The organism is Amycolatopsis sp. NPDC023774 (assembly GCF_040639695.1).
Taxonomy (GTDB): domain Bacteria; phylum Actinomycetota; class Actinomycetes; order Mycobacteriales; family Pseudonocardiaceae; genus Amycolatopsis.
This window is the reverse complement of sequence record NZ_JBFAAJ010000012.1, coordinates 130161-143819: the sequence shown is the minus strand read 5'-3', so window position 1 is coordinate 143819 and position 13659 is coordinate 130161. Positions and strand designations below refer to the sequence as shown.

The window sequence follows — 13659 nt, the reverse complement described above, 5'->3', positions numbered from 1 at the left end:
CGTTCGGGGATAACGCTCACATCGGGCACACCCGCTTAGTAGGGTCCCGGGCGTGATGAGGCGAGGGGGAGCGCTGCTGGTGCTCGCGGTGGTGGCGGCGCTGGGCGCGGCGGCGTGCGGTGACAGCTCGGCCGGGCCGGTGACGCCCGGGGCCGGCAACGTCGCGGGCCTGCCCGTGACCCACTTCGACAGCGGCCTGAAGCGCGGCGCGCCGAAGCCGGGCCTGAACGTGAAGAATGCCGAGGGCGGCCAGGACGACCAGCTGGCCACCGCCGCGATCGCCGACGTCGAGGCCTACTGGGGCGAGGCGCTGCCGACCGACTTCGGGCAGGATTTCAAGCCCGTGACGTCGCTGCTGTCCTACGACTCGCGCACCGACACGGAGCAGACGGCGTGCGGCAGCGTGAAGAAGCTCGTCAACGCCTTCTACTGCTCGGCCGACGACTCGGTGGCGTGGGACCGCGGCGTGCTGCTGCCGATGCTGCGCCAGCGCTTCGGGCCGATGTCGGTGGTCACCGTGCTGGCGCACGAGTTCGGCCACGCGATCCAGTACCGGCTCGGGCCGAAGGCCGGCATCACGAAGAGCACGCCGAGCGTGGTGAAGGAGCAGCAGGCCGACTGCTTCGCAGGCAGTTACTTCCGCTGGGTCGCCGAGGGCAAGAGCAAGTACTACCAGGTGTCCACGGCCGAGGGCCTGGACCAGATCATGGCCGCGCTGTTTTTCATCCGCGACCAGGCCGGCACCGGCGCCACCGACCGGCAGGCGCACGGCACGGCCTTCGACCGGACGTTCGCGTTCCAGTCCGGGTTCGAGAAGGGCCCGAAGGAGTGCGCGGGCATGAACGCGCAGAACGTGCAGGCGCGGCTCACGGAGCGGCCGTTCGACAGCTTGGACACCGGCAAGGGCGACGCGAAGATCTCCGAGCAGACGCTGACGCTGCTGAAGGCGAGCCTCGATGCGGCGTTCGGTGGCGCGGGGGTGAAGGCGCCGACGATCGTGCCGGGCGGCGGCAGCTGCCCGGGGGGGCCGTCGACCCCGCCCGCGTCCTACTGCCCCGCGGACAACACGGTGAACATCGACGTTTCGCGGCTCACGGCGCTGGCGCAGCCGGTGGACGAGGAAGCCGAGGCGTCCGGGCAGCAGAGCACGGGGCTGGGCGACTTCGCAGCGTTCGCGGAGGTGGCGTCGCGCTACGCGACGGGGATCCAGAAGGGCGTGGGGGCGTCGCTGGACAACCCGAACGCCGGGCTGCGGACTTCGTGTCTGGTGGGGGCTTGGGCGGCGTTCACGAACCGGCCCGGCTCGCTGCGCCTGTCCGCCGGCGACCTCGACGAGGCGATCGCGGACCTGCTGCGTCCGGAGGGCCTGGTGTCGGCGGACGTGAACGGCAAGCGGCCGGACAGCGGTTTCGACCGGGTCGAGTCGCTGCGACGGGGGTACCTCGAGGGTTCCGCGGTCTGCTCGAAGCAGTACGGCTGAGCATCCGGAGGCGGGTTTTCCACGCAGGCTGGAAATCAGCGTGAACGGAGTTTCCCGGCCTGCTGGAAACGCGCCTGGCGGGTCAGAACCCGACGAAAGCCCCCGATCGTGGATCGGGGGCCTTCGTGGTGGAACGGCTCAGAACAGGGCGCTCGCCAGGTCGCGGCGGGCCTTCATCACGCGCTCGTCGGCCGGGTCGAAGAGGTCGAACAGCGCGACCAGGTGTTCGCGGACGCGGTTGCGGTCGTCTCCGGCGGTGCGGCGGACGGCGTCGATCAGGCGGGTGAACGCGGCGTCCACGTCCTGCTCCGCGATCTCCAGGTCTGCGGCCGCAAGCTGGGCGTCGAGGTTCGACGGGTCGGCGTCGGCCTTGGTGCGGGCATCCGGGTCGGCCGCTTCGGCGCGGGCGGTGAACTTGACCTGGGCCAGGGCGTTCTTGGCCAGCTCATTGGCGGGCTCGGCGTCGAGGATGCGCTCGTAGGCGGCCTGCGCGGCAGCGAAGTCGCCCCGCTCGAAGGCTTCCTCGGCCTCGGTGAAGCGCGGGTCCTCGGGCTCCTCGATCGGGCCGCGGACCTCCTCGGCGGCACGGATGCCGGGGAGCTTGTCGCGTAGGGCGTCGAGCAGCGCGTTCAGCCACTTGCGGATCTCGGGCTCCGGCAGGGCGCCGGAGAACGCGTCCACGGGCTGGCCGCCGCCGATCGCGACGACGGTCGGGATCGACTGGGCACCGAACAGCTGCGCGATGCGAGGGTTGGCGTCGACGTCGACGCGGGCGAGCACCCACGCACCGGCCGCTTCGGTGGCGAGGCGCTCCAGCACGGGGCTGAGCTGCTTGCACGGGCCGCACCAGTCGGCCCACAGGTCCACGAGCACCAGCTGGTTGAGCGAGCGCTCGACGACGTCGGTCTGGAATGTGGCTTCCGTCACATCCATGATGACGTCCGACGGCGGCGCGCCGCCTCCGGCCGGCGCCGCACCCGCGGGCGGCGCGGGGGGCTGGCTCCGGGACGCTTCGGCCCGGGCCTTGAGCGCGGACAGGTCGACCGCGCCGGACAGTGCGGCGGACATGGCCGCTGAGTTCGCTGCAGATCCGCGTGGGTGTGTCACGCCCTCCATCCTGGCACGGAGCGGGGGGACATTTCACCGCCGGTGCCCGGGTGGCGCGCCCGCGTCGCGATTGGCAGGAGCGCCCGGCTCGTGCATGCTCACGGCGGATGGATCAGGGAGGCCGTGATGTTGAGCCGGCGCAACGCCACCGTGGCGGTGGCCGTCGGGGTGGGCGTGGCGTGGGTCGTGGCGATCACGGTGCTCATCGCGAACCAGCCGGACCCGGGCGCCCCCTCGCCCGTCGCCCTGCGTGACTCGCTGCGCAGCGCCCTCGTCGCCCGCGACTCCGGCGCGCTCGAAGGTCTGCTCGACTACCCGGGCTCGGGCGCCTCCGACTTCGCCGACGACTACGTGGCCGTGCTCGGCGAAGAGGACGTGCGCGACATAGCCGTGCGGCTCGTCCCCGACGACCACTCCCCGACGCGCGCGGTGGTCAGCGGGGTGACCCACGGGTCGCGGTTCACCTACTCCCTGGCGGTGACCAGGGAGGAAGGCCGGTGGACCGTGGCGTTCACCCCGCCGCTGCCGTAGGCGCTCAGTCCTCGCGCAGGTGCGCTTCCACGCGATCGACCTTCGCGGTGAGCTGGCCCGTGTCGTAGCCCGGGCGGATGTCGGCCTTGAGGACGAGGCCGACGCGCGCCGAGCCCTGCCCCGCGGCTTGCACGGCCTGCTTCACGACGGCCATCACCTCGTCCCACTCGCCCTCGACGTTCGTGAACATCGCGTTGGTGGAATTCGGCAGCCCGCTGTCGCGGACGACCTTCACGGCGCGGGAGACGGCCTCGCTCACGCCGGCGTCCGGGTCGCCGCCGGAGGGGCTCACGCTGAACGCGACGATCATGTCGGGATCCTTTCGTCAGGGGAAAACAAAGGCGGCCCGAGCAGGGCGATCGCCGTCTTCCGGGTACCCGCTGATAACTTCGTTTGTCATGAACCGACCGCTGCCGTTCGACCCGATCGCCCGTGCGGCCGAGCTCTGGGAGGACCGGATCGGTCCCGCCGGAACCATGGCCGCGGTCACCGGTCTGATGCGGGTGCAACAGATCATCCAGTCGGCGGTCGACGGCTCGCTCAAGCCACACGGCCTCACGTTCGCGCGCTACGAGGCGCTCGTGCTGCTCACCTTCGCCCGCAACTCGCGGCTGCCGATGCGGGTGATGGGTGAACGGCTGCAGTTGCACCCCACCAGTGTCACCAACATAGTGGACCGCCTCGAGCGCGACGGGCTCGTGAAGCGCGTGCCGCACCCCACCGACCGCCGCACCACGCTGGTCGAGATCACCGACGACGGCCGTGCGCGCCGCGAAGCCGCGACGGCCGCGGTGACGGGCATCGACTTCGGACTCACGGGGCTCACCGAGCGGCAGGTCGAGCAGCTCACCGACCTGCTCACCAAGGTCCGCCGCTCGTCGGGCGACTTCACCGAATAACGCCGAAACCGCGCGAGCCGGGCAAACGCGAAACGGGCCCGCACGACACGAGTCGTCCGGGCCCGTCGAAAGCGGGGAACTCAGGCGTTCACGGTCTCCGGCACGCGGGACTCGAACAGGCCGACCCCGCCGTGGGTGAGGCGCTGCGGGCCGTCGAGGCGGCCGTTGCGCAGGGCCCACTTCTCGAAGATCCAGGTGAACAGCGGCGGGATGCTGGACAGCAGCGCGAGCACCAGGGTCTTCGGGCGCCAGCCGAGCGGCTTGGCGACGGACAGGGAGACCACGACGTAGAGCACGAAGATCACGCCGTGGACCATGCCGATGACGGGCACGCCGCCCTCACCGGAGGAGTGCACGACGTACTTGAGAAACATCCCGATCAGCAACGCGGCCCAGGACAGGGCTTCGGCGACTGCGGCCACGCGGAACACGAGAGCGGCCTTGCTGGACACGACTTCCTCCTGTGCGTCACACGGGTGCGTGCTGCCTGCACACACAAAAACGCGTCCGGCGCACTGTCCAAGGGGGACTACCCGCTTGACGTCAACAGCACTGTCGGACGCGTATGACACCAGTGTGAGGCGTGATGACCCTCACCGAAACACCGGGGCCCGTGACTATCCTCACGACCCCCGCCAGATATGGTCTGGACCACCGTGGGAAACGGCGGGGAAATGCCCGGAAAACCGTGAAGGCCCCTTCCCGGCCTCGCATTCCGGGAAAGAGCCCTCACGGATAGTTCTCAATCGGACACTAACCGGCACAAGGTGACGGCGGTGCCGACGAAGGTGATGTTGCCCACGTGGCCTGCGCGGCATCGGCGGTCAGCGTGAAGTCCAGTGTGGTCCCGCGCCGCAGCTGCTCGACGCTCACGTAGGACTTGTCGGATGGCCGCGCCTGCCGCCCGTCGCCCACCTTCAGGCCGCGGATGTACTGGAGCTTCGCCCCGTCGGCGCCCGGCGCCTTGATCGTCACCGAACGCCCGTTCTGCAGGTGCAGCACCGACTTGGCGAATTGCGGCGCGTTCAGCACGAAGTTCCCGGTACCGGGTACGGCCGGGTAGAGGCCGAGCGCGCTGAAGACGTACCACGCCGACATGGTGCCGAGGTCGTCGTTGCCCGTGACGCCGTTCGGGGCGTTCGTGAACAGCGTGTGGGCCGCGCGCACCACCGCGGAGGTCTTCCACGGCTGGCCGGTGAGCGTGTACATCCACGGCGAGTGCAGGTCGGGTTCGTTGTTGGGGTTGTAGCGGAACTGGTTGTAGTAGGAGTACGGCCCCACGACCCACTCCTCCCGGACGGTCTTCGCCGGGTCCTTCACGAGGTCGTCGTAGGCGAAGAAGTCGTCGAGGCGCTTGTGGGCGTTGTCGGCGCCGCCCATCTCCTTCACCAGGCCGGGCACGTCCTGCTGCACGAGCCACTGGTACTGCCAGGCGGTGCCCTCGTGGAAGCCGTCCTGGCTCTGCGGGCTGTACGGCTGGCCCGCCGGCGTGAACCAGTCGCCGCCGGCGACCTTCGGGCGGAAGAAGCCGGTGAAGCCGCGGTCGGTCACGGTCGGGTCCCACAGCGTCTGGTACGTGCGCCCCTTCGCGGCCAGCGCGGCCGCGTCCTGCTTCTTGCCCAGCGCCGCGGCCATGGCCGACAGCGAGCAGTCACCGAGCGCGTACTCGAGCGTCGCCGAAGCGCCGTGGTTCGGGTCGGTGTCCTGGCCCTTCTTCGGGAAGTTCGGGTCGTACTGCACGAAGCCGTCGGCCTGGTAGCTCGCGTTGCCCGAACGGCCCTGGAACGGCGAGGACGCCGGCGGGATCTGCTGCGAGTTCTGCAGCAGCGCCTCATACGCCTCGACTTCATCGCCCTTCAGCGCGCCGAAGCGCCACAGGTCGACCAGAAACGGCGTGACCGGGTCGCCGGTCATCGTGTTCGTCTCCTGGCTCGCATACGCCCAGCGCGGCAGCCAGCCGCCCTGCTCGTGGATCGCGAGGATGCTCTTCGCGATGTCGCGCGCCCGGTCGGGCTTGAGCAGTGCGAGGAGCTGGTTCTGGCTGCGGTAGGTGTCCCACAGCGAGAAGAAGTCGTAGTACGTCCAGCCGATCGCGCGGTGGATCTTCTTGTCGAAGCCGTAGTAGCGGCCATCGGCGTCGTTCGCGGTGAGCGGCTGCAGGAACGCGTGGTAGAGCGACGTGTAGAACACGGTGCGCTCGTCGGGCGTGCCGCCGGTGATGTCCACACTCGACAGTTCCTGGCGCCAGGTGCGCTGCGCGTCGGCCTTCACGGCGTCGAACGGGCGCACCCGCGAGGCGGCGAGGTTCACGTCGGCGCCGTGGGCGTCCACCTGGGAGATCGACGTGGTGGCCGTGATCTGGTCGCCCTTCGGGAAGGTCAGCCACGCGCCACGCAGGCCCGCACCGCCTTCCGAGGACCTGCTGCCGGGCGTGCCACCCGTCGGCGACCAGGTGCCGTAACCGGAGAACGGCTTGTCGAACTTGGTCGTGAAATACGTCGTGTAGGCCTTGCCGCCGCAGAAGGCCTGCGATTCGACGGTGCCGGAGATCGTGTGGTCGTCGACGATCCGCACGCTGCTGGCGGTCACGGGTTCCTTGGCGTTGGCCTGCCCGACGTTCACGAAGACGTTGGCGGGACCGGACTTGTCGAACGTGTAGCGCTCGACACCGCTGCGGGTCGAGGCCGTGGTCTCCACGTCGACGCCGCCGTAGCCCGTGAGGTGCACCTTGTAGTAGCCGGGTTTGCCGACCTCGCCGTCGTGGGTGTAGGGCGCGGCGTAATTGGCGTTGTCGAACGTGGTGGGCTTGGTCGTGTCGAAGGCCGCGCCCGGACCGACGTCGCCCGTGGTCGGCAGCGTGGACACCAGGCCGCCCTGCTCCCAGCAGCCCGCGCCGGAGAGGAAGAAGTGGCCGAAGCCGCGGATCGCGGTGTCGGTGTAGAGGTACCCGGCGTAGTGGGTCGTTTGCGGACTGACCTGCGTCATGCCGAACGGCACTGAAGCGCCGGGGAACGTGTTGCCCTCGTCCTGCGTGCCGATGAACGTGTTCACGGACTCCAGCGCGTCGGCCGGTCCGGCCGAGGCGGTCACCGGCGTGAGGCCGGCCGCCACGACGGCGAGCGCGACCGCGCCCGCCAGTGTTCTGCTCCTCATCGAGGTCCCTCCGGAATCGGGTCCGTGGAGCGCTCCTCGGGTGAGGAGCGCTCCACGGACCACGGACTGGCGAAGATCAGCCGACGGCGATGGCGAAGATGTGCATGGCGCCACCGCTGACGTTCGACGGCAACGTCACGCTCGCCACCGTCTTTCCTGCGTCGAGGGTGATCGGCGCGGTGCCGAACACCATCGTGCGAATCTGCTGCGGGTCGGTGCCCGACGCGTTGCGGTACGGCGTGGACAGCACGATCCGGTTGCCGAACGCCGGCTGCGCACCGCCGCCACCGAGCGTCCAGTCGGACACGCCGACCGTGGCGGTGGACGTGGTGCCGTCGGTGTAGGTGATCGTGAGCGTGCCCTGCGCGTTGCCGTTCGAGCCGGCGCCGAGCAGCGCGAGCCGGCCCGAGCCGGTCACGGTCACCTTCTGGCCTCCTGCCACGACGTTGTCGGGGTCGCCCGCCGGGAACGAGGGCCAGGTGAAGTTCAGCCCGTCGCTTGTCACCGTGCCGCCCGGCTTGGCGCCGGCCGCGGCCAGCGCGTCGGCCGAGTAGCTCCAGCCACCGCCGTCGAAGTTGGCCTTCGTCGAGTCGGAGTCGGGCGAGATGCCGGCGTTGTCCACTGTGGCCAGCCAGCTGCCCGGCTGCGCCACGAGCACCGTGAGCACGGCCTCGGTGCTCGCCAGCCCCGGCGCGGAGAACGTGACCGGGATGCGGCGGGCGCCGTCGGCGGTGCCCGCGGGCACGGTGACGTTGACCGTGGCCTGTGCCTTGCCGTTGGCGGGCACGGCGACCGAGCCCGACGCCGGCGACAGCGTGATGCCGTCGGCGCTGCCCGCGGTGTAGGTCCACGTCTTCGCGGTGCCGGACAGGTCCTGCACGCCGACGCTCGCCGTCGCGGCCGAGCCCGCCGGGGTGACCACTCGGGCCGGGTTCGCGAACGCGAGACTCGGCTTCTCCTGCTCGCGGAACGACGGCGGGGCGTCGGCCGCCGCGGCGCCCCACTGGGTGGCCGTGGCGGAGCGGGTGAAGTCGAGCGTGCCGCCGGTCGAGATCAGGGCCTCGGGCAGCCATGCCTTCGCGGCGTCGCCACCGTTGACCTTCAACGAGCCGACGTAGTCACCGGCGCCCGGTGCGTTGATCGTGATCTTCTTGCCCGCGCCGGTCGTGAGCACGGCGTGCTCGAAGCGCGGCGTGGACAGCAGCACCTCGGCGCGGCCCGGGATCTCCGGGTAGACGCCCAGCGCGGACCACACGTACCAGGCCGACATCTGGCCGAGGTCGTCGTTGCCGATCAGGCCCTCGGGACGCGGGTTGTAGAGCTCGTCCATCGATCGGTGCACGATGGCCTGGGTCTTGGCCGGGGCGCCCGCGTACGAGTAGGCGTAGGGCGCGTTGGAGTTCGGTTCGTTGCCCATGAAGGCGAACGGCTCCTGCGTGCCCGCGTTCAGCTGCGTGAAGAAGGTGTCCAGCCGCGACTGGGTCGCCGTGTCGCCACCGAACGCGGAGACGACGCCGCCGAGGTCGTAGGGCACCATCCACTCGTACTGCGCGCCGTTGCCCTCGACCCAACCCTGCGAGCTGGCCGGGTCGTACGTGCCGGCGAAGGAGCCGTCGGCGTTGCGCGGCTGCAGGTGGCCGGTGCCCGGGTTGAAAAGGTTCTGCCAGTTCTGCGCGCGTTTCATGAACGTGGTGTAGGTGGCGCTGTCGCCGAGGCGCTTCGCGAACTGCGCGATCGCGAAGTCGGCGCTGGTGTACTCGAGCGTGTCCGCGCCGGCTCCGGGCACGTAACCGAGGCGCAGGTAGTCGGCGAGGCCCGGCCGCTCGGTGTAGCCCTGGGTGGGCTGCGTGGCACCCTTGATCATCAGCAGCAACGCCTTCTGGGCGTCGAAGTCACGCGCGCCGAAGGCGTACGCGCTGGAGACGATGATGTGGTACGGGTCGCCGTTCATCACGCCGGTGTAGTCGTTGGCCACGGTCCAGCGGTCCCACGAGCCGCCCTGCTCGGCGTAGGCCATCATCGAGCGCACGATGTCCGACGTCCGGGCCGGGTCGATCGTGGCGAGCAGGGGGATCTCCGAGCGGTAGATGTCCCAGCCGGAGAAGTTGGTGTACATGGCGTGGCCCTTGTCCGCCTTGTGGATCCGGCCGTCGAAGCCGGGGTAGGAACCGTCCACGTCGGAGAACACGTTCGGCTGGATCAGCGAGTGGTACAGCGAGGTGTAGAACGTGGTCATGTCCGCGTCGGAGCCGCCGCTGACGGCGACCTTGCCGAGCTCGTCGTTCCACGCCTTGCGCGTGCCGGCCGCGATCTGGTCGAAGGACTTCTTGCCGTTGTTCTCGGCCTTCAGGTTCGCCTTCGCGCCGTCCACGGACACGAACGACAGGCCGACCTGCACGTTGACCTGCGCGCCGTTGAGGTTCGCGAACGTCACGTAGCCGCCGCTGCCGGGGCCGCTCACGGTGGTGTCCTGCGTCTTGGCCCTGGCCGGGCGCGCGATCGAGGCGTTCACGCCGTTCGGCTGCGCCACCTTCGCGCGGGCCCCGCCGGTCTCCGACGTCTTGCCGGGCGTCACCGCGCCGTTCTTCCACGTGCCGATCGAGGCGAACGGGGTGTCGAACTTGGCCGAGAAGTACACGCGGTAGGTGTTCTGCGCGCCGCAGAAGCGGCCGCTGGTCGCCCAGCCGCTGATGGTGTCCTTGCCGATGGTGATCGACGCGTCGTCGGTGCCGTTGACCGAGCCGGACGTGTTGACCAGCAGCGTCGAGGACGCGCCGGCGGGGTAGGTCAGGCGCGCGGAGCCGGTGCGCTGAGTCGCGCTCAGCTCGACCTTCGCGCCGCTGTCGAGGGTGACGTCGTACTCGCCCGCCGTGGCGTGCTCGTTGTCGTGGCTGAATTTCGACGTGTAGTGGCCCGGGTCCGTCGCGGGCGAGGTGCTGACCTCGCCGACGTACGGGATGAAGGGGATGTCCTCGTAGGTCGAGCAGCCGGCACCCGAGAGGTGCGTGAGGCTGAAGCCCGCGAGGGCGTTGTCGTCGTAGAAGTAGCCGCCCGGTTGCGACTTCACCGTGTCCGGGCTCCACTGCACCATCCCGAACGGCGCCACCACGCCCGGGAACGTGTTGCCGGCACCGCCACCCGTGCCGTGGTCCTCACCGCCCGGCCGCGTGCCGACGAAGGGGTTCACCCACTTCGCGAAATCAGTGTCCGGGGCTTTCGCGGCCACAGCCGCGGTGGCCGGCGCGACCGCCGCCACCACCGCCGTGGTCAGGAAGATCAGTCCGGCTCTCCAGCGCGCTCGCGCCATCGCCATCGCCTCTCCAGTCGTCGGCGCGACTCGGCCGTCAGGGCCGCGGAGGAGTGGGATGACAACCTTGTCGCGCACACCGTCGATGCGGGCAACCTTGGGCAATCCCTCACGAAAACGTCAAGGCAGGCGTGGGAACCTGTCTGGTTCAAGACACGGTGATCAGCCATCTGCCTCACAACTTTCGCAGGCTGAATCCCATTCGGCGCGAAGCGGGCATTGACAGCGACCCGGCCTTTGGTGTGCAATCTGCGCCATTATGACAACGTTGTCTCCTCATGGCCGGGAAGCGGACGGGCTTCCCCGCCCGGCGAGCCGACGGGCCACGATGAGCGATGTGGCCCGGCTGGCCGGCGTCAGCATCAAGACCGTATCCCGGGTGGTCAACGACGAGCCCGCGGTGCACCCCGACACCGCCGAGCGCGTGGTGGCCGCCATCGAGCAGCTCGGGTTCCGCCGCAACCTCGGCGCGCGCAACCTGCGTCGCGGCTCGACCACGGGCACGATCGGCCTCATCGTCGAAGACGTCGGCAACCCGTTCTACTCCGAGCTCAACCGCGCGGTGGAGCGCATCGCCACGTCGTTCGGCCGCCACGTGCTCACCGGCTCGTCGGAGGAGAACTCCGACCGTGAACGCGAGCTGGCGCTGGAATTCTGCGCGCGCCGGGTCGACGGGATCCTCGTGGTCCCGGCGGGCATGCAGCACGGATACCTCGTGCCGGAGATGCGCGCGGGCACGCCGGTGGTGTTCCTCGACCGCCCGGCCGGCGACATCGTGGCCGACACCGTGCTCGTCGACAACCTCGGCGGCACCATCGACGCGGTCACGCACCTGGTGCGGCACGGGCACCGCCGGATCGCGTTCCTCGGTGACAGCCCCGACATCTTCACCGCGGCCGAGCGTCTGCGCGGCTTCCGCGAAGGCTGCGTGCGCAACGGTGTCTCCTACGACGAGAGCCTCGTGGTGATGCGCACGCCGACGCCCGAGACGATCGCCCACGCCGTGGCGACGCTGCTGACGGGTCCGTCGGCCGCGACGGCGGTGATCGCGGGCAACAACCGCGTGGCCGTGCACCTGCTGCGTGCTCTGGCCCACGCCGAGCACCGGCCGGCAATGGTGAGCTTCGACGACTTCGAGCTGGCGGACCTGCTGGACCCGCCGGTGACGGTGGTCGCCCACGACGTCAGCGCCCTGGGACACGCGGCGGCAGAGCTGCTGTTCGCGCGGATCCAGGGGGATCAGTCCGCACCCAGAAAGGTAGTCCTGCCCGTGCATCTCGTAGCCCGTGGTTCCGGTGAGGTCGCCCCGTGAGCACGCACCTCGAACCGATCCGGCTCCCGGCCAACCAGCCGCCGCAGTTCTACCGCGGTGGCGACGCGATCGCCGCGCTGCGCGGTGCCACCGGTACGGACTCGAAGTTCGGTCCGGAGGACTGGGTCGGCTCCGTCACCACGATGTTCGGCCAGGACACCAACGGCCTCACGAAGCTCCCCAGCGGCGTCTGGCTGCGCGACGCCGTGCGCGAGAACGCCGAGGCGTGGCTGGGTGCCGCGCACGTGGCCACGCTCGGTGACTCCACCGGCCTGCTGGTTAAACTGCTCGACGCGGGGCAGCGGCTGCCGGTGCACTTCCACCCGAGCAACGCGTTCGCGAAGCAGCACTTCGACTCGCACTTCGGCAAGGCCGAGGCGTGGATCGTGATCGGCACCTACGGCGACGACCCGCGGGTGTATCCGGGGTTCAAGGAGACGGTGACCAAGGCGACCGTGTCCGAGTGGACGCGGGAGCAGGACGCGCCGAGCATGCTGGGCGCGCTCAACAGCGTGCCAGTGCAGGCCGGCGACACCGTGTACATCCCGGCGGGCCTGCCGCACGCGATCGGCGAAGGCGTGTTCGTGGTGGAGTTGCAGCAGCCCACCGACTTCTCGCTGACGATCGAGTGGCGCGACTTCCTGGCCTCGCCGGAGAAAGGTCACCTCGGCCTCGGGTTCGACACCGCGCTCGACGCGCTCGACACGTCCGGATGGGACGCCCAACGGCTCACCACGATCGTGACGCACACCGCCGACGACAAGGACACCTCGGTCGACCTGCTCGCGGCAGGCTCCGACGAGTTCTTCCGCGCCGACCGCGTGCAGTTGACCGGCGGCTCGCTGGCGCTCGACCCGTCGTTCTCGGTGCTCGTGGTGCTGGCGGGCTCCGGCACGCTGCGCACGGAACACGGCGGCGAGTTCGCACTGGCCAAGGGCGAGACCTACGTGGTGCCGTTCGACGCCGGGCAGGTCGAGGCGTCGGGGTCGCTGACCGCGATCCGCTGCCGCCCGCCCGCACCCGAGAAGAGGTAGGCCCGTAGCGAAATCCTGCTGGACGCGGTCGACCTCACGAAGCACTACGGCTCGGCGGGAGCGCTGCGTGGCGCCTCCTTCCAGGCCCGCGCGGGGTCAGGTCACGGCCCTGATCGGCGACAACGGTGCCGGCAAGTCGACGCTCGTGAAGTACCTTTCCGGCGCCCGCAGCCGACGTCCGGCAGGATCCTGCTCGACGCTCCGAAGTGCGGCTCGACGCCCCGTGGCCGCGTGGCGGCTCGGGATCGAGACCGTGTACCAGGACCTGGCCGTCGCACCGGAGCTCGACCCGGCGGCGAGTCTGTTCCTGGGCCGCGAAATCCACCGCAACGGCGTTCTCGGCAAGCTGGGGTTGCTCGACAGGGCGGCGCACGCGAAACGGCTTCAAGGACGACTGAAGAACCACCCGAACCCCAAGCCGGCCGAAATCCAGTTCACGCAGACGAGCCGGACCAGGCGGCGTCCGAGGTCACCGCGGCGCCGGCCTCGACGCCGCACCTCATCGGCATCTTCGTATGAACCTCAACACCGGTGAGGGCCCGGCGACCGGCCTGCGCAACGTGGGCAAGATCGTCCGACCTGGTCGGCTTCGACGCGAATTCGTCCGAAGTGGACGGCCTGAAGAAGGGCGAGTACCAGGCCCTCATCGCGCAGGACCCGGCCGCAATCGGGACGCAGGGCGGGCAGCAGGCCGTGGCGACGCTGGAGGGCAAGCCCGTGACGCGGACCCTCACCGCGCAGCCCCACCCCATCCCCAAAGACGACATGGACGCGAACTCACAGTAGATCTACAAGCAGAGCTGCCGAGTTCCAGGCGTTCGGCTGCGAAGGGGACT

Annotated in this window: 10 protein-coding genes and 1 pseudogene; 6 read left to right on the top strand and 5 right to left on the bottom strand. The window is 70.0% G+C overall.

The window, feature by feature from the left end:
* The first annotated feature begins 55 nt into the window (after window positions 1-55).
* Window positions 56-1480 carry a neutral zinc metallopeptidase gene (locus AB0F91_RS24745; protein ID WP_360601071.1) on the top strand — a complete coding sequence of 475 codons (1425 nt, stop codon included), beginning with the start codon at window positions 56-58 and terminating at the stop codon, window positions 1478-1480.
* Between the two features lie 138 nt (window positions 1481-1618).
* Here the strand turns inward: AB0F91_RS24745 and AB0F91_RS24740 are convergent, their stop codons facing one another.
* Window positions 1619-2548, bottom strand: a complete 930-nt coding sequence (locus AB0F91_RS24740) for a tetratricopeptide repeat protein (protein WP_360600895.1) — start codon at window positions 2546-2548, stop codon at window positions 1619-1621.
* Window positions 2549-2713: 165 nt separating this feature from the next.
* On the opposite strand from AB0F91_RS24740, the gene AB0F91_RS24735 reads away from it, so the two are divergent.
* Window positions 2714-3118 (top strand): hypothetical protein, encoded by a 405-nt coding sequence (locus AB0F91_RS24735; RefSeq protein WP_360600893.1) that lies wholly within the window; start codon window positions 2714-2716, stop codon window positions 3116-3118.
* A gap of 4 nt (window positions 3119-3122) precedes the next feature.
* On the opposite strand, the gene AB0F91_RS24730 is transcribed toward AB0F91_RS24735, so the two are convergent.
* Complete coding sequence (locus AB0F91_RS24730) at window positions 3123-3428, bottom strand: thiamine-binding protein (RefSeq protein WP_360600891.1); 306 nt, start codon at window positions 3426-3428, stop codon at window positions 3123-3125.
* An 88-nt stretch (window positions 3429-3516) separates the two neighbouring features.
* Here AB0F91_RS24730 and AB0F91_RS24725 point away from each other — a divergent pair, with 88 nt between their 5' ends.
* Window positions 3517-4017 (top strand): MarR family transcriptional regulator, encoded by a 501-nt coding sequence (locus AB0F91_RS24725; RefSeq protein ID WP_220237531.1) that lies wholly within the window; start codon window positions 3517-3519, stop codon window positions 4015-4017.
* 80 nt (window positions 4018-4097) lie between these two features.
* On the opposite strand, the gene AB0F91_RS24720 is transcribed toward AB0F91_RS24725, so the two are convergent.
* The 3 genes from AB0F91_RS24720 to AB0F91_RS24710 form a co-directional block, all read right to left on the bottom strand.
* Entirely contained in the window at window positions 4098-4469 is a 372-nt protein-coding gene (locus AB0F91_RS24720) for a DUF3817 domain-containing protein (protein ID WP_360600889.1), read from the bottom strand.
* Window positions 4470-4770: 301 nt separating this feature from the next.
* A complete protein-coding gene (locus tag AB0F91_RS24715) occupies window positions 4771-7170 on the bottom strand; it encodes a GH92 family glycosyl hydrolase (RefSeq protein ID WP_360600887.1) in 2400 nt (799 codons plus the stop codon).
* Window positions 7171-7246: 76 nt separating this feature from the next.
* Complete coding sequence (locus AB0F91_RS24710; protein WP_360600885.1) at window positions 7247-10483, bottom strand: GH92 family glycosyl hydrolase; 3237 nt, start codon at window positions 10481-10483, stop codon at window positions 7247-7249.
* Between the two features lie 322 nt (window positions 10484-10805).
* On the opposite strand from AB0F91_RS24710, the gene AB0F91_RS24705 reads away from it, so the two are divergent.
* From AB0F91_RS24705 to AB0F91_RS24695, 3 genes and pseudogenes are all read left to right on the top strand, one after another.
* Window positions 10806-11789: a LacI family DNA-binding transcriptional regulator gene (locus AB0F91_RS24705; RefSeq protein ID WP_360600883.1), complete on the top strand. Its 984-nt coding sequence runs from the start codon at window positions 10806-10808 to the stop codon at window positions 11787-11789.
* Complete coding sequence (locus AB0F91_RS24700) at window positions 11786-12823, top strand: class I mannose-6-phosphate isomerase (protein ID WP_360600881.1); 1038 nt, start codon at window positions 11786-11788, stop codon at window positions 12821-12823. The genes AB0F91_RS24705 and AB0F91_RS24700 overlap by 4 nt, the downstream gene beginning before the upstream one ends.
* Before the next feature lie 12 nt (window positions 12824-12835).
* Window positions 12836-13609: pseudogene (locus AB0F91_RS24695) on the top strand (ATP-binding cassette domain-containing protein).
* Window positions 13610-13659: the final 50 nt, after the last annotated feature.